The 16,034-nt window shown below is 67.6% G+C and carries 13 protein-coding genes; 7 read left to right on the plus strand and 6 right to left on the minus strand.

Annotated elements, in window-relative coordinates; genetic code table 11:
• Positions 1-16 precede the first annotated feature (16 nt).
• Complete coding sequence (locus ACWGE0_RS02695; RefSeq protein ID WP_452259141.1) at positions 17-1,096, plus strand: NAD(P)H-dependent amine dehydrogenase family protein; 1,080 nt, start codon at positions 17-19, stop codon at positions 1,094-1,096.
• Positions 1,093-1,572 carry a carboxymuconolactone decarboxylase family protein gene (locus ACWGE0_RS02700; protein WP_452259142.1) on the plus strand — a complete coding sequence of 160 codons (480 nt, stop codon included), beginning with the start codon at positions 1,093-1,095 and terminating at the stop codon, positions 1,570-1,572. Before ACWGE0_RS02695 ends, ACWGE0_RS02700 begins: the two co-directional genes overlap by 4 nt.
• Positions 1,573-1,605: 33 nt before the next feature.
• On the opposite strand, the gene ACWGE0_RS02705 is transcribed toward ACWGE0_RS02700, so the two are convergent.
• A complete protein-coding gene (locus ACWGE0_RS02705) occupies positions 1,606-3,147 on the minus strand; it encodes a GMC oxidoreductase (RefSeq protein WP_452259143.1) in 1,542 nt (513 codons plus the stop codon).
• Between the two features lie 424 nt (positions 3,148-3,571).
• On the opposite strand from ACWGE0_RS02705, the gene ACWGE0_RS02710 reads away from it, so the two are divergent.
• The 4 genes from ACWGE0_RS02710 (at position 3,572) to ACWGE0_RS02725 (ending at position 7,087) form a co-directional block, all read left to right on the plus strand.
• Positions 3,572-4,855: a flavin monoamine oxidase family protein gene (locus ACWGE0_RS02710; RefSeq protein ID WP_452259144.1), complete on the plus strand. Its 1,284-nt coding sequence runs from the start codon at positions 3,572-3,574 to the stop codon at positions 4,853-4,855.
• Positions 4,741-4,977, plus strand: coding sequence for a hypothetical protein (locus ACWGE0_RS02715; protein ID WP_452259328.1), 237 nt, complete (start codon positions 4,741-4,743; stop codon positions 4,975-4,977). The genes ACWGE0_RS02710 and ACWGE0_RS02715 overlap by 115 nt, the downstream gene beginning before the upstream one ends.
• 230 nt (positions 4,978-5,207) lie before the next feature.
• Positions 5,208-5,405, plus strand: coding sequence for a hypothetical protein (locus tag ACWGE0_RS02720; protein WP_452259145.1), 198 nt, complete (start codon positions 5,208-5,210; stop codon positions 5,403-5,405).
• A gap of 89 nt (positions 5,406-5,494) precedes the next feature.
• The gene (locus ACWGE0_RS02725) at positions 5,495-7,087 is read left to right on the plus strand and encodes an aKG-HExxH-type peptide beta-hydroxylase (RefSeq protein WP_452259146.1); all 1,593 of its coding nucleotides are present in this window, start codon (positions 5,495-5,497) and stop codon (positions 7,085-7,087) included.
• A gap of 2 nt (positions 7,088-7,089) precedes the next feature.
• On the opposite strand, the gene fxsT is transcribed toward ACWGE0_RS02725, so the two are convergent.
• The 5 genes from fxsT to ACWGE0_RS02750 all read right to left on the minus strand — a co-directional run bounded on the left by fxsT (position 7,090) and on the right by ACWGE0_RS02750 (position 15,315).
• A complete protein-coding gene (fxsT, locus tag ACWGE0_RS02730) occupies positions 7,090-11,406 on the minus strand; it encodes an FxSxx-COOH system tetratricopeptide repeat protein (RefSeq protein ID WP_452259147.1) in 4,317 nt (1,438 codons plus the stop codon).
• Positions 11,403-12,431 carry an AAA family ATPase gene (locus ACWGE0_RS02735; RefSeq protein ID WP_452259148.1) on the minus strand — a complete coding sequence of 343 codons (1,029 nt, stop codon included), beginning with the start codon at positions 12,429-12,431 and terminating at the stop codon, positions 11,403-11,405. The genes fxsT and ACWGE0_RS02735 overlap by 4 nt, the downstream gene beginning before the upstream one ends.
• Positions 12,428-13,927 (minus strand): VMAP-C domain-containing protein, encoded by a 1,500-nt coding sequence (locus tag ACWGE0_RS02740; protein WP_452259149.1) that lies wholly within the window; start codon positions 13,925-13,927, stop codon positions 12,428-12,430. Before ACWGE0_RS02740 ends, ACWGE0_RS02735 begins: the two co-directional genes overlap by 4 nt.
• A gap of 84 nt (positions 13,928-14,011) precedes the next feature.
• A complete protein-coding gene (locus tag ACWGE0_RS02745) occupies positions 14,012-14,428 on the minus strand; it encodes an effector-associated domain 2-containing protein (protein WP_452259150.1) in 417 nt (138 codons plus the stop codon).
• A gap of 29 nt (positions 14,429-14,457) precedes the next feature.
• Positions 14,458-15,315, minus strand: a complete 858-nt coding sequence (locus ACWGE0_RS02750) for a LysR family transcriptional regulator (protein ID WP_452259151.1) — start codon at positions 15,313-15,315, stop codon at positions 14,458-14,460.
• Positions 15,316-15,390: 75 nt separating this feature from the next.
• Here ACWGE0_RS02750 and ACWGE0_RS02755 point away from each other — a divergent pair, with 75 nt between their 5' ends.
• Positions 15,391-16,008: a dihydrofolate reductase family protein gene (locus ACWGE0_RS02755; RefSeq protein WP_452259152.1), complete on the plus strand. Its 618-nt coding sequence runs from the start codon at positions 15,391-15,393 to the stop codon at positions 16,006-16,008.
• The last annotated feature ends 26 nt before the right edge of the window (positions 16,009-16,034 follow it).

The following is a 16,034-nucleotide window of genomic DNA, read 5'->3' on the forward strand; positions in this document are numbered from 1 at the left end:
TAGTTATTCTACCCGCATGATCGCCACAGTGGTGTGGGGCACCGGAAACGTCGGCCGTGCCGCGATTCGCGCCGTCGAGGCCCATCCGGGACTGAAACTGACGGCCGTGGTCGTCCACAACCCGGAGAAGGTTAGCCGGGACGCGGGTGACCTCGCCGGACTGGAGCACGAGCTCGGAGTCGCGGCCACCACCGACATCGAGGCGGTGCTGGCCGCGAGCCCGCGCGCCGTCGTCTACGCGGCGTCCGGCGACATCCGCCCGGACGACGCGCTCGCCGACATCACGAGGGCGATCAGGGCGGGCGCGGTCGTCGTCACGCCCTCGCTGTACGCGCTGTACGACCATCGCAGCGCGCCGCCCGAGTTGCGAGAACCGGTTCTAGCCGCCATCAAGGAGGGCGGCGGGTCGCTGTTCGTCTCCGGCGTCGATCCCGGCTGGGGCAACGACGTGCTGCCGTTGATGATCAGCGGGCTGGGCAGCCAGATCGACGCGGTGCGCTGCCAGGAGATCTTCGACTACTCCACCTACGACCAGCCCGACGCGGTGCGGTGGCTGATCGGGTTCGGGCAGCCGCTCGACTACCAGGCACCGATGCTCATGCCGACCGTGCCGACCATGGTGTGGGGCGGGCAGATCCGGCTGATGGCCAGGGCGCTCGGCGTCGAGATCGACGAGATCCGCGAGACCGTCGACCGGCGCGCGCTCGACACCACGGTGACGACCAGGACCATGGGCGAGTTCGAGGCCGGCACACAGGGCGCGATCCGGTTCGAGGTGCAGGGCGTCGTCGGCGGCGAACCGCTCATCGTCATCGAGCACGTCACCCGCATCCACGCCTCCTGCGCGACGGACTGGCCGATGCCGCCGTCGGGCGACGGCGCGCACAAGGTGATCATCGAGGGCAGGCCGCGCATCGAGGTGTCGGTCGAGGCCGTCGACGAGGGCGAGAACCGCTCCGCGGGCGGCAATGCGACCGCGGTCGGCCGGATCGTCAACGCCATCGACTGGCTGGCCAACGCGGAACCCGGACTGTACGACGCGCTCGACGTCCCGTTGCGGCCCGTGGCCGGCAAGCTCGGAAGGAGCAAGGGATGAACATCGACATCCCCGAGGGCAAGGACCCCATCGGGTACGTGTGGGGCGAAATGGTGCCCGGCATCGGCATCTCCGCCGCGAACCTCTCATTGGCCGTGTACCAGCACACGACGCTGGGGCTGCGCGAGTTCGAGGCCGCCCGGCTGCGGATCGCACAGATCAACGGGTGCATGTTCTGCCTCGACTGGCGGACCGAACGCGAGGGCGTGAAGGTCGAGGACGACTTCATCGACGCGGTGACCCAGTGGCGCACCACCGACGCTTTCGACGACCGCGCGCGGCTGGCCGCGGAGTACGCCGAGCGGTACGCACTGGATCACCACGGTCTCGACGAGGAGTTCTGGTCCCGCATGACCGAGCACTACAGCCAGGTCGAGATCGTCGAACTGACCATGAGCATCGGGGCCTGGCTCGTGTTCGGCAGGTTGAACCGGGTGTTCGGCCTCGACGCCATGTGCGTGCTGCCGAAGTTCTGAACCACGACGGGCAGCACAGTCCACATCGGACCGTCAGAGATCGGTAGCGATGATCTTCTCGATGTTCCTCTCGGCCAGCGCCGTGATCGTGACGAACGGGTTCACGACGGTGCTGCCGGGAATCAACGACCCGTCGATCACGTACAGGCCCGGATGTCCGTGCAGGCGACCGTAGTTGTCGGTGGCCTTGTTCAGGATCGCGCCGCCGAGCGGGTGGTAGGTCAGGTGGTCGCCCCAGATCTTGTACACGCCGAAGAGGTCGGTCCGGTAGATCGTCCCCTCCTTTGAGTTGATCTTGTCGAAGATGCTCTTGGCGGCGTTGATCGACACCTCCTTCCACGCGGTCTGCCAGTTGAGGTCGACCTTGCCCGCGGCGGCGTTCCAGGAGAACTGGGCGCGGTTCGGGGTCTTGGTGATCGACAGGTAGAACGACGCGTAGGTCTCGATCCCGGTCGGCAGCGGGGCCACCTCGGCGAACGCGCCGCCGGCCGCCCAGTTGTCGATGCCGAGCGTGGGGATGGACGACTGGAGCTTGCCCGTCGGGTCCCACAGGTGGTTGGCGCGGCCGCACATGACGTTGCCGTTGTCGCCCCAGCCCTTGCCGACCTCGCCGTTCAAGTTCGGCAGCGCGCCGGTGGCCTTGAACTTGACCAGCAGCTTGCTGGTGCCGACGCTGCCCGCCGCGAAGAACACCTTGGCCGCGGTGACCTCCTTGACGGCGATCGGGTCGCCGTTGGTGTTGAGCTGTTCGATGGTGACCTTGTAGCCACCCGTCGCGGGCCTCACGTCGACGACACGGTGCAGCGGCGAGATGGTGACCCGGCCGGTCGCCCGCACCTTGCTCAGATAGGTCTTCTGCAGCGACTTCTTGCCGTAGTTGTTGCCGTAGAGGATCTCCCCCACCAGCGCCGACTTCGGGACGGTCCCCGCAGCCTCCTGCTCCATGTAGTTCCAGTCGTACACGGTCGGCACGAACACGTACGGGAAGTTCGACCGCTGGGCGTGCTTCCGGCCCACTCGTGCGTACTGGTAGGCCTCGGTGCTCTCGAACCACGCCGACCTGATCAGGCTGGCGCCGAGCTCGGCGTTGGCGCGCGGGTAGTAGGTGTTGTACATCTCGTCGGGGTTCACCGTCGGGAGCACGTCGCCGAAGTACTCACGTTTCGGCGTGACCGCCATGCCGCCGTTGACGAGCGAGCCGCCACCGACGCCACGGCCCTGATAGACGGTGATGCCGGCGAACTCCTCGGCGTCCAGGACGCCGGTGTAGCGCGGGATCGCCTTGTCGATCGGGAAACCCAGGAAGTTGCTCAGCGGTTGTTTGGTCTTGGTGCGCAGCCAGAACGACCGCTGGTCCGGCGTCGTGGTGTTCGCGAAGATCTTGCCGTCCGCACCGGGCGTGTCCCAGGCCATCCCCATCTCGACCATGTGGACGTCGACACCGGCCTGGGCGAGACGCAGCGCCGCCACGCTGCCGCCGTACCCGGAGCCGATCACCAACGCGGGGATGACCGCGGCATCGGCGATCGAAGTGGACGCCCGTGCCGCCGCCGAGCCGAGGCCACCGAGTGCCACGGCACCAAGAATAGAACCTGTTCCTGCAATGAAACTACGGCGTGAAGGACCCTCGAAACCGTTGTCACACGTCATTGTGTGGGTCATGTGATCTTCCTCACTGTGGGTACATGAGAACAAGTTATACCTGTGGTTGTGGGACAAGTCACTACCTGGTAGTCCCGGTTCATTCGGGGAGCCCAGTGCTGGTAGTGGACTTGAAGTCCCGGTCCGGGGAGCGCGCGGACAACCCGGACGGCGCGGCGCGAACACACGATCCGGGAATGTTCGGACACGCACGGTCGCCCGGCAATCGAGCGATGCCCGAGGTATCTCAAGGTGCGGACGCGAGATCGAGCGTCCTGGTGATGGGTGCGGGAATGGCCGGCCTGGTCGCGGCGCGCGTTGCGGTTGGCCGGCCATCCGGTGACCGTGCTGGAAGCCCGTGACCGGGTCGGCGGTCGGACCCCGCCGCGCGGTGAACCATCGCCACAAGAGCAGCACTCTCGCACTGGCCGACGGCGTGCTGCACGAACTGGAAGAGCGCGCCGCGCTGGCGCGCAAGGACTCGTCGCCGGACATCTCGCTGGGCGAGGCGTTGCGGGAGATCCTGGCTTCACGCGAGTTGTCCCACGAGGACGAACAGGCGATGCGCTACCGCGATCAGTCCGTTTTGGACGCTCTCGCTGAGGGACTCGACATCCGGCTCGGACACGTAGTCACGCGGATCGAGGACGGTCGCGTGACCACGGACCAGGGCGTGTTCTGCGCGGACAAGGTGCTCGTGACGTTGCCCATCGGCGTACTCAAGGCCGGGTCGGTGGAGTTCGACCCACCGTTGGCTGAAGCCAAGCAGTCGGCGATCGCCCGCCTCGGGTTCGGCACGCTCAACAAGATCGCGCTGCACTACCCCGAAGCGTTCTGGCCCCAGGACCAGTACGTCTTCGGCTACCTGTGCCGGGACACCGACCGCCATCCCACCGTCGTCATCAGCATGTGGAAGTCGCACGGCAAACCGATCCTGGTGATGCAGCTCGGCGCCTCGCTCGGCCGCGAGGTGAAGACCTGGTCCTCAGACGACGTGTCGACCTACGCCACATCGGTCGTCCAGGATCTCTTCGGTGCCCAGGTTCCGGAGCCGTTGAGCGTCTCGCGCACCTCGTGGTCCGCCGATCCCTACGCCCTCGGTTCGTACGCCCTCGGTTCGTACACCCTCGGTTCGTACACCCTCGGTTCGTACACCCTCGGTTCGTACACCCTCGGTTCGTACACCCTCGGTTCGTACACCTGCATCGGCGTCGACCCGTCGTCCAAGGACAGGATCAGCGGCGACTCGGCCCTCTACACCCCGCCGAGCGCTGGCAAGTCCCGCCGCCCAACCCGCAACACCGACCGGATGCTGCGGTTCGTGCGCATGCGGATGTCGCACATCACCTCGGCAGACCTCATCGAACGGTCGCGTGCCTGCGCGAGAGCGTTGATCCGCACGGCGTCCGGATGTTCAGTGCGCTGGTCGACTCCGAACTGGAGACGCTCGCGTCCATGTTCGACGAGATCCCATACAGCGCGGGCGATTCGCTGTTCCACGAGGACGACGCGGCGCACGGCGTGTTCCTGGTCGCCCGTGGCGAGGTCGACTTCGGCGGCATCTACGAACGCGCGGTGCTGGGTCGCGGTGCCCTGCTCGGGCACTACGACATATTCTTCAACGCCCGCACCACGTCGGTGACCGCCATCAGCGACGACGTCGTGGTCTTCTACCTGGACCACTACCGGTACCAGAGTTTTCTCTACGCGTTCCCCGACGTCATGATGCTGATGATCTCGGACCTGGTGACGCGGCGGGAGTAGCTCGAGACCGTGCTGGGTTCGGCGACCCCGCCGCTGGCGCGGAGGGAGACGGCCTAGTGGTCTGGCGAACACCATCGGACCAGCGAAAACCAGGCGCCGGACGGGTGCGGTCGCGGCTAGACTCCCGGCGTCCGAGTGGCCGCGCCCCGCGCACACCCATGATCAGCGGCCGGTTAGGATGAAACTGTGAACATCCGTCCCTTGCCGCTCACCGCCGGGTCGCCGAGGACGTGGTCGAGCCCGCGGAGGCGATCTCGTTGGTGAACCGCGGGCCGGATCTGCTGTCGAACCAGCTCGACCTCACCCCGTTCTCGCTGTCCGAGCTGCGGTCCCTGCACGAGCGGGAGCTGAACGCCGCGATCCGCCGGACCGCCGAGCAGGCCCAGCACGCTGAATCGGGAGACGGCGTCCAAGAACAACGGGCGTGACGGTGGGAAACAGGCGTGAACTCCGCAGGCTCCGCGTACCGGAGCACGTCTTCAACCGAATCTGCGCAGGCCCTGTCGACGCCGAGAGTATGGCGCTGCTGCGACGGGGCCAGTACGGAATTCGCCTGCTGAGGCTCAGAACGCTGCTCGAATCGATCCAGGACAGGATTTCCTGGGCGGACGACGCCGAACTGGCGTGGTCGATACTCGCCGACGCCGAGAGCGCGGCGCCCGCAGAGGTTGAGGATCTGCTGATGCACCCCGCCGTGGGAATCTGGCTGGCACGCACCCTGCAGGCCGTCTGCGCTACGCCCCCCGAGCCGGCGGAAGTCGGTGCGCTGCACGCCGTCGCAGCCGCCGCTGCTGTCCGAAGTGGACTTTCCGGTGCCATCTCGGTGCCCGTGGTGGACGGTGCCGTCACCCTGCCGACGGTCGGACGGTGGAAGCTGGACGGTTCCGCTGGTGATCGGGTCGAACTGCGGTTCCACGCGGGTGAGGTCGCGGTCGGTTCCAGTGCCTCGTTCGCCACCGCGAAGCGCCACCGCACGGAGGCGGCCGGCCTGTCGCTGGACGTCGGGTTCGACGATGTAGACAGGCACCGGGAGTTCCTGTCACCGGTGGCTCCGAACCCGCTCGACGAGGCCACCTTCGGCACCTGGTGCGGGCAACTCGACCAGGCCTGGGACCTCCTGGCGCGCTGGCACGGCGGCTACGCGTCCGAACTCGCGGCCGGACTGACCACCCTGATCCCGCTGGACGCCAGGACGCCCGTGTTCGCCGCATCGTCGACCAACGCGTTCGGTGGCGTCGCCCTGTCCCCCAAGAAGTCCGCGGTCGACCTCGCGGAAGCGATCGTGCACGAGCTTCAGCACTCGAAGCTCAACGCGCTGATGGACCTCCTCCCCCTGCATCAGGCCGACAACGCCTGGTTCTACGCGCCCTGGCGGGACGATCCGCGGCCGCTGGGCGGACTTCTGCACGGGATCTACGCCTTCACCAGCGTGGTCGAGTTCTGGCACGTGCAGCGTGAACTCCTGCCACCAGCGCAGTCCCGGCGAGGTCATTTCACCTTCGCGTACCGCCATCGCCAAGTGCGTCAGGCGATCGACGCAATCGGGGACACTGACGAACTCACCGACCTCGGCAAGCGGTTCCTGGCGGCGTCCTCCGCCAGGCTCGCGATGCTCGATCCCGCCGACGTGCCTGCCGATCTCACCGATGCGATCACCACGCTGCTGGCCGACCACCGCACGACCTGGCGAATCCACCACGTTCACCCGAACCCCGCGGACGTCGCGGAGATCGCGGACGCCTGGACGGCAGGCCGCCCGTGCCCTCACGCCGCGCGCAGCGAGGTGGTGCCGGATCAGCAGGCGGCGGAGTCGCCACGCACGGCGCTGGTCAAACAGCGAGCCCTGGACCCCGATTCGGTCGACGACGACGGGTCCGCGCACGCACTGTTCGCTCGCGGCGACCATGAAGCTGCCGCGCTCGCTTACGAGAGCCGCGTCCAGCTGGACCCGCGGGACCGCGACGCGTGGGTCGGTCTCGGCCTGGCGACAGGCGCCGAGGTTCTTCTCGCGCAACCGGAAACGGTCCAGGCCGTGCACCTGCAGGTGTGCGCACGCACTGGCACCGCCCCTGCACCCGGTGACCTCGCGGCCTGGCTGACCCTGACCTGAGCTCACAGCTCCATGGTGTCGGTGTCGCAGACGGCCCTGGCGTGCTGCCCTGCCAGGACCGTCGCGGGGTGGTCCTCGCCTAGAACCCTGCGGAAACTCGCCATGGTCCGAGTGTGAAGGGCATCAGCCTCGACAGCCGTCCGAGCCTGTCGAAGATCGAGCGACAGGTTCAGCGCGATGGCCAGGGTCGACGGGTGCTCCTCGCCGAGCACGCTCGCCGACCGCTCCACCAGTTCCTCGTCGAGCAGCCTTGATCCGACGTGGTCACCCAGCCCGGCGAGGTCACTTGCGAGGTTAGTGGCCGCCACCAGGGCGAACGGATGATCCCTGCTGAACGTCCCGCGAAGTCCGTACACCGCTAGCTCGTCGAGTTCGCGCGCTCGCTCCACCTGGCGCCGCAGCCGGAGCACCGAAGCCAGGTTCACCGCCGCGATCAGCGTGTACGGGTGGCCGGGCCCGCGAATCTCCTGGAACAGGTCGTAGCCGGTCGAGGCCGCTTCCAGCGCCCCGTCCAGGTCACCCACGTGCCGGAGATCGACGGACAGGCTCGACAACGAGGTCACCGTGTCGATGTGCAGGTTGCCGTGCCGTCGACGATACTTCGCGACGCACTCCCTGGACAGCTCCAATGCGCTGGCGTGCTCGCCGAGCTTGCGCAACGTCACCGCGAGGTTCCGGGCCGCGCCGATCGTGTACGGGTGATCCGCACCGAAAAGCTCCTGCTGACGAGGCAACGTCGTCTGCTGCATACGGCCGGCGGCTTGATGGTCACCGCACTCGCGGAGATCCATGGCGAGCGCGTTCATCGAACGATAGGTCAACAGGTGGTCGTCACCCAGTACGACGGTCCTGCGCTGCAGCGTCTCTGTGTCGAGGGCCTTAGCCTTGAAGAAATCGCCCATCAGCCGGTAGCAGCTCGCGAGGTTGTTCGCGTACCGCAGCGTGGCGGGGTCGTCCGGGCCCAGAATCTCCCGCGACCTGTCGTAGACGGTTTGCTGCAGTGCGAGTTCCTCCGCGAACTTTCCCTGCGTACGCCGGTCCGCAGCCACGGTGTCCAGCATGCTCAGCACGTTCTCGTGGTCCTCGCCGACCGCCTCGCGCAGGACTTCGAGGTTCCGCTCGTTGAGCCGCATGGCTTCATCGATCTTGCCGAGCCTGCGTAGCGCGATCGCGTACAGACGGGTCACCTCGACCGTGTCGAGACTGCTCTCGCCGAGGTTCTGCTGCCACACCTGCACCGCGTACTCGGAGAAGTCCAGCGCGCCGCCATAGTCACCGCTCGCGAGCAGGTAGCGGACCAGGTTGATCGACAGCGCCCGCACCCAGCGGTCTTCGCACTCCACCGCTCGCGACGCCGCCGCGTGTGGTAGCAGTTCGGAGTATCTCGACCAGTTCGTCGAGACCTCGGGGTCGTCGGGATCGCCGTAGGCCAGCAACACGTGCACCGCGTGCCGCAGGTCGTCCTGCTCGGCGGCCTCTAACCGGCTTTTCAGCACCGCCTGCACCAACCGGTGCAACTGCAGGGTGTTGTTCCGATGGTCGATCTTGGCGAGGCTGTACCGGTTGATCTCCCGCACCGCCCGGTTGAGCTTGATCGGGTCCCGGAACGCCTCCGCCAGCGCGTCGGGCACCGGAGCGTTGCGCACACCGCTGAACCAGCGACGCGAGATCGGCTCCGGGCCGAAGAACGCGCAGACCTGGAGCAGCTGCAGCGCTGCCGGATGGGCGTGCCGCAGTCGGGCAAGCGGGACGTTCCACGCGGCCGCGACCGGGATCTCGTAGTCGCTCGGGGAGCTGGCCTCCAGCAGCTCCATGCGGTGCTGGTCGAACAGGTCCAGATACTCGGAGACCGGCATCCCGGTCTGCGAGCGCCAGGCGGCGGCCTGCTCGACCGCGAGCGGCAGGTCGCCGAGCGCTTCCGCGAGCTGGCCTGCGTCGGTGTCAGAGATCGTCGGGTCCCGGCGTTGCAACAGCTCGATGCTCTCCGCACGGGTGAACAGGTCCACCTCGACCTGCCGTGCGACGCTCGCCCAATCGGGGTTGCGCGACGTGACGACAATGTGCCCGTTGCCCGCGGGGAAGAACGGCCGCACGGATTCGGGTTGGTCGGCGTTGTCGAAGACTAGGATCCAGTTGGAGAAGGGCGTCCCGGTGCGCAACGCTTCCAGCACAGCGGGAACCGCGGTGTCGGCCGACCCGGCGGACAGACCCAGTCTCCTGGCTAGTTCCACGAAGCTGGCCCTGGTCTGCGAAGGGTGCTCGGACGGGATCCACCAGACGACGTCGTACTCGCTGGCGTGCTGGTAGATGTACTCGATGACGGTCTGGGACTTCCCGACGCCGCCCATGCCGTGCAGCGCCTCCGGCAGGACAGCCGTAGTACCCGGCTCGAGCAACCGCTGGCGCAGCACTTCCAGCACCTCCCGTCGGCCGACGAAGTTGGGGTTCCGCAGTGGGACCTGGCCCCAGATGGACGGCTGGCCGGTCGTCTCGCGGCGCTGGGCCACCGAGACCGTCAGCGGGATCACGTCACCTTCTCCAGTCGTGCGGTCGGCATGTGCGGCTGGTTCTGATGCCGCTGCCGCCGCCATGGTCCGCAGTGATCGGGAGGAGGCCGATTCCAGTTCGATTCGAGCGTTCGTGAGTCGGCGGGCGCGCCGCGCGTAAGGGCCGGAGAGCGCGCGGAGAACAGCTTCCTGCACCCGCAGGTAAGGCCGGTTCTCCTCCGTCGGTTCTGGATCGGGTACCTCCTCCGGTGCGGAGAGGGCGGCGCGGAAGTCCCGCAGACTCGGGTGCGTGTCACCCGCGTGTTCGCCCAGCACCATGGCGACCCTGACGGTGTCCGCCCGCTTCACGGTCCCGAGCAGCTCGTCGCGCACGCCGTCGTGGAAGTCGTAAGGGATCTGGGGGACGCCCGCCGCAGGCGCCGCGAGACGATCTGCGGGCACGACCTGTTTGAGCAGTCCGCCGAGCATCACCTCGGCGAGAGTGGACAGGCTGGATCCCGGCAACAGCTGTCGCTGCACGAGCGTCATCAGCGGCAAGGACAACGGTGTCGCGGCGAGCAGCCCGGCGAGCGAGAACGCCTCTACCGACGCGTTCGTGCGGAAGCGCAGAACACGGTCGCGGGATGTCAGAGGTCCTGGGCGCCCGTTCGGCGGAGCCGGTGGGTTGTCGTCGCCGGATGTGGAGAGCAGGGTCGCCGTCGTTTCGACCCAGCCGCCGTCGTCGGACGTGAGCAGTTTCGCCCAACCGGCCATCCAGTCCGCGGACAGGCCCAGCACAGGAACGGGCACGGCGTTCTTCAGCTCCTCCGGAGCGATGTCCGCGTCGGGATGAACGGCTTTGACCTTCAGATGCCTGTTCGTCGCACCGGATCTCCTCGCCGACATCCGCACGCGACGGGTGGTGAGCGCGCTCCAGTGCCACAGCCGGTGTTCGAGCACCTGGACGACGGCCACCGGCATCGCCCGGCCCCAGCGCGCCAGAAGTCCTGCCGCGGCACCGTTGTGCCACGCCGCGCCGATCGCGTCGGTGAGCACCAGCACCACCCGCCGACCGGTGGGCTCGATGAGGTGCGACCAGTGCCATGCTTTGCCCGTCGCGCAGACCTCCAGCAGCAGGTCGTCAGGCGAGGACTTGGAGCAGTCGAGCTGGTAGTGCCGCACGTCGCGGAAGGCGCCCTGGCGCCGCAGCAGTCCCAGAAACTCACGCCCCGTCCGGCGCCAGATGTCCATCGAGGGCCCGCTGTCGGTGACGAGCGCGACGTCGAACCGGCGCCACGGCGCGGGTTGCCACTCCGGCAGCCACAGCTTGTCCTGTGCGGCGCGGATGGCCGTGCTCTCCTCGTCGAGGACGGTGCGCCACGGGGACGCCGTCGTGCGCATGAACGGCCGCAGGGCACGTGCTATCCCTCGCGCCTCGGGCAGTGCGGGGAGGGTGGGCCAGGCCAGCGGGACGGCATCGGTCCGCACGACGAACGGGTCGAACTCGGTGCGGCTCAGCGGATCCGGCTCCGGTTCCGCGAGCGGCTCGTTCGCGGGCTCTGTGCCGCTCTTCGTGGTCTCGGCTTCCTCGGCGTCCGCAGATGCCTCGTTCAGCAACGGCGGGGCGACCGGCTCGGCTACCTCCCGTCCGTCCTCCCGCGGCCGGATCTTTCCACTGAGCCACAGGACATCGCGCAGTTCGTGACAGGTCAGGTCGGAGGTACTGATGCCGTCGTCCGAACGCCGCACTCCGGCGAACTCCCCGAGCACAGCGGATGCACGGGCAGCCGGGTCTTCGGCCCGATGCAGGGCGTCCGGGCGGCGCTCGCTCATTCAAGTTCCGCCGACAGAGGATGCCAGATCGCCGTCAGCAGGTCGTTCCAGTCGGCGTCCGGCTGGTACGCCCCGGAAGTCGCGAGCTGGGTCGCGAGGTGCACGGCGTTGAGCAGCTGGTCGGACGCCAGACCGCCGAGCTGTCCGCTGCGCTCCAAGAAGTCCGTGATCAGCCGTGCCAGGTCGACGCCGTCCGCCTCGCCGAAGTGCGCCGCCACCATGTTGCCCAGCTGGTCGAAGTCCGGCGCGTCGACGTGCAGCTTCAGGCAGCGGCGCAGGAACGCCGGCGGGAACTCGCGCTCGCCGTTGCTGGTGATGATGACGATCGGGAACTCGCGGCAGCGCACGACGCCCTCACGCACCACGGCGGAACCACCTCGGTCGGCCGTCAGCACGCGCATCTCGGACTGTCTGGCGGCGAACCGGACGAGCTCCGGGATGTCGTACTCGCCCTCCTCGAAGACGTTGAGCAGGTCGTTGGGCAGGTCGATGTCGCCCTTGTCGAGCTCGTCGATCAGCAGCACCCGCGGGAGGGTGTACGGCAGCAGCGCGGTGCCGAGCGCGCCGAGGTGGATGTAGTCGCCGAGATCGGAGTCGTCGTGCACGCGCGGAGAGCGGTCCGCCGCCGCCTGCACCCGCCCGATGGCGTCGTAGAGGTAAAGACCGTCCTTCAGCGCGGTACGGCTGGTGACCGGCCACCGCAGCACCGGGCCCAGGCCCAGCTCCCTCGACACGAGGTAGGCGAGCGACGACTTTCCGGTGCCAGGATTCCCGGTCACCAGAAGAGGGCGGCGCAGGTAGATCGCCGCGTTCACCATCGACACCTCGCGGGGGTGCGGCTTTCGCCTGATGGCCCGCAACGCACCGACGCGCCGGTCTCCCTCGCCGCCGTCGTCGTTCGGCCGGAAGACCTCGCCGTGGCCTGTGAACTTGCGCCACGGCGGAGGTTCCGGAACGTTGGGCATCGGTGAGGTCGCCACCTCGCCGGTCCCCTGGTAGACCTGCCACCCGGTATTCGCGTTCACGCCACCGACACCCTTTCCGGTGGCGCCGGAAAGGGTGGCACCACGACTCTCACCGGATCGTCCAGCAGAATGGTCAGTTTCTCGCCGACATGGCCGGGAACCGCGCCCTGTTCGAACGCCGTCACCCGCGCCAGGCGAACTCGTTCAAGCAGATCGTGCGGATCGTCGGCACCGTGCAGAAGGCTTTCGGCAACAGCCACGAACTCCACGGAATCGCATCTCTCGCGATGCCAGAGAATGAGCGGAACACCCGCACGCAAACCCGCCGCGACTTCATCGCGTCCGACCATCTCCGCAGATGGTGGGGCACTCAACACCAATGACACCAGCTTCGGCGTGCGGGCGAATGCCGAGGTGAGCTTCCGCAACCCGTCCTCGGTGGCGGGCCTGCTCCACCACGCGGATTCCCGCTGCACCGCACCGGTGTCGCTGAGCTGGGACAGCAATTCGTCCCACCGGTCGTGCCACCACCGGTACCACTTCAGCGTGGCCATTCTCTCCAGGCTGCGCACAACGACCGGGTAACGACAACCCATGGGCTCCGGAATCAGCGAGTCCGTCTCCCACGGCCACTGATCCACGTCGAGGTTGATGATTTCGCTCGGCAGCACGAACTCGATGCGGATGTTGGGCCGAAATCGCGCCCATCCCGCTTCGACCTCCTCCACCAGTTCCGCGACACGTACCTTCACCGACTTGAGGTCGCCGACGACGTCCTCGCCGCGCACCGGCGACCACTCGGTGGACTGGCCGAACTGCCGCCAGTGCGACAGCCGGTACTTCTCGCCCGCCACGCCCTCGCGCTGGACCTGCAGGATCAGGTAGGCATCCGACCTGGGCGGCGGCAACGTCCTGCCGGGTGCCTCCGCTGCCTCGCGGCGCACGGCGACGAGTTCGGCGTACAGTCCCATGTGCATGGCCTGCCGATCGGACCACAGCCGCAGTTCGGCTGCCAGTTCCGGTCGCACCTTTACTGCGAGGTGTTCGACGAACACGAGCGGTTTGGGAATTCCACTCGGATCGGCATTCAGGGTTTCCAGGGCGCGCAGAACATCGACGTAACCCGCATGGCCAGACAAGCTCGGAGCCGTGAGACCCACGACGGCGTGGTAGATCTCGGCGACGTCCGGCAACACGGCTCCGTCCAGAAGCCGGAAGAGTTGGGCGCTTTCCTGCTGCGACCACAGCCTGGGGGCGGTCATCGCGTGCACTACGTCCCGTAGCGCGACCACCTGCTTGGAGCCCTGTTCAATCCGCTCCAGCACCACCACAAGAGTCGTCAATCCGTCCGGATGTTGCCGGCAGACCTCGGCCATGCTGTACAGATGACCGGTGGCGTTGTCGTGTTCTTCGAACGGCAGGTCACCGAGTTCGTCGCACATCATCCGCACGACGAGGTTGCGTCCATCGCGGTGCTTCAGGCTGCCAATCCGCCGCAAGCCTTCTACCAGGGGCCATAAAGCACCGCTATCGGCGCGCTGCTCCGCCCATGGCATGTGCGGCCTCCCGTTCGAGGTCGGTGGTCGAAGTATGACAGTGATCGACGGACGTCACTCGCAACGCTTCGAGAACGACGTACGTTACCCAGATTCGGGACGTTCCTCCGCCAGTCGCCGCACCGCATCAGCCGAATGGCGGACGGGAATCGAATCGCCTTCCAGTTCCCGCAGAACGCGGAGAAGGTCGTCCAGGCCGCCCTCGTAGTCCTGGCACGTTCGCACCAGTTCGAACACGTGCAGGCGGGTGCGCTGGTGGTGTGGCACGGCATCGCCGATCTCCGGACGCAGCCGCGACAACACCGTGCGGCGGCCCGGCTCGTCACGGATGGAAGGCACCTTCAACAGGGCGTTGACCAGGTCCGTCACCCCGTCGCCGGTCGTCGGCGGCGGCGGTGCCGAGTGGAGGTGGACGTCGCCGTTGATGACGCCCGCCTGCACCAGGTCGCCGTGCACCTCACCGGACATGTCGTTGGTGGACTGAGTCGGCTCCTCCGTCATGTGCATCAGGCTGACACAGTTCGCCGAGATCACTGAACGGAAGCGGCGAGCGCGGCCATCACCGCGGCCACCCCGGGCGGGTCGGGCGGCTCGCCGTAGGTCGCGATGTGCACCTCGCGGCGGAATCCGGTGTCCGTGGCGTGGATGTCGGGCCGGCGGTGAGCCTGCAGTGCAAACCCAGGCAGCAGCGCCACACCCGCGCCGGCCGCCACGAGCGCCTGCACGACGACGATCTCGTCGCTGTGCGAGACGACGCGTGGGGTGAAGCCCTCGCGGCGGCACACGGTGTCCAGCTCCTCCTGGCAGCGTTCACACCCGCCGATCCACGCGGAGTCGCGGTGGTTCGCGAGGCTGTCGTCCGGTTGGCGGCTGACCAGGTTGATCGAGTCGTCCCCGATGTGGACGAACCGGAAGCCCTCCTCCACCGGGTCGCCGGCGTGCCGGAAGACCAGGGCGACCTCGATTTCGCCGTGCCGCAGCATCTGCAGCGCCTCGACCGGGTGCTGCTCGAACAGGCTCAGCTCGAGCCCAGGGTGCTTCTCTGCCAGCGCAACGGCGGCGCGAGGCACGATCGTGCTCAACGTGGACGCGTTGGCGGCCAGCCGGACCCGGCCCGCCTGCAGGCCGACCTGTGCGGCGAGCTCGTTGCTCGCGGCGTCCACGCGGCCCACGATCTCGGCGGCGCGGTTGGCGAGCAGGAGTCCTTCCGGCGTCAGGCGAATCCCGCGCCCGATCCGTTGCACGAGCTTGACGCCCGTGGCGGATTCCAGCCTCGACAGGTGATGGCTCACCGAGGGCTGCGAGTAGTGCAGTTGCCTGGCCGCCTCGGTCACCGAGCCGTGCCGGGCGACCGCGGCCAGGACCTTGAGGTGCACGAGGTTCAGCACACATCAACGTTATCAATGTGTCCGCGCTGATGTTGGCATTAGACGTCATACAACAGCTGTTCCATGCTGGTCCGCATGACCAAGGTGACGTGCGACCTCTCGATCTCACTCGACGGCTACGCGGCCGGGCTGGACCAGACGGAGGACCGCCCGTTCGGCGACGACGGCGGCGACGGCTGGGGCAGCAAGCTCCACGCGTGGATGGAAGATCCCGCGGAGTTCAAGCTGCAGATGGACACGCTGAGCCAGAGCAAGGCGTTCATCATGGGGCGCAACATGTTCGGCCCGATCCGCGGCGACTGGGACCGGCGGTGGAACGGGTGGTGGGGCGACAATCCTCCCTACCACGGCCCGGTTTTCGTGCTCACCCATCACCCGCGCGACCCGGAGCCGATGGACGGCGGCACCACGTTCCACTTCGTCACCGACGGCATCGAGGCCGCGTTCAAGCTGGCGCGGGAGGCGGCAGGGGACGGCAACATCTCCATCCACGGCGGGGCTTCCACCATCAACCAGTACCTCGCGGCGGGCCTGATCGACGAGCTGCGGCTGCGGATCGTGCCGATCACGCTCGGCGCCGGCACGCGGCTGTTCGACGGGGTCGGGCAGCTGAACCTCGAGCAGGTCGAGTCGCGGGCGGGGAACTCCTTCACACACGTGACCTATCGCGTGGTAGGCCGAACGGCGTCTTGATCGCTCCACTTCGTCAGGCCAAGGTG

The sequence above is a fragment of the Lentzea sp. NPDC054927 genome (genome assembly GCF_053610285.1).

Excerpts from the sequence above, each read along its gene's own strand:
- ACWGE0_RS02695 (WP_452259141.1), top strand. The coding sequence starts at position 17 with ATGATCGCCACAGTGGTGTGGGGCACCGGAAACGTCGGCCGTGCCGCG.
- ACWGE0_RS02700 (WP_452259142.1), top strand. The coding sequence starts at position 1,093 with ATGAACATCGACATCCCCGAGGGCAAGGACCCCATCGGGTACGTGTGG.
- ACWGE0_RS02725 (WP_452259146.1), top strand. The coding sequence starts at position 5,495 with ATGGCGCTGCTGCGACGGGGCCAGTACGGAATTCGCCTGCTGAGGCTC.
- fxsT (WP_452259147.1), bottom strand. The coding sequence starts at position 11,406 with ATGAGCGAGCGCCGCCCGGACGCCCTGCATCGGGCCGAAGACCCGGCT.
- ACWGE0_RS02740 (WP_452259149.1), bottom strand. The coding sequence starts at position 13,927 with ATGCCATGGGCGGAGCAGCGCGCCGATAGCGGTGCTTTATGGCCCCTG.
- ACWGE0_RS02745 (WP_452259150.1), bottom strand. The coding sequence starts at position 14,428 with ATGACGGAGGAGCCGACTCAGTCCACCAACGACATGTCCGGTGAGGTG.
- ACWGE0_RS02755 (WP_452259152.1), top strand. The coding sequence starts at position 15,391 with ATGACCAAGGTGACGTGCGACCTCTCGATCTCACTCGACGGCTACGCG.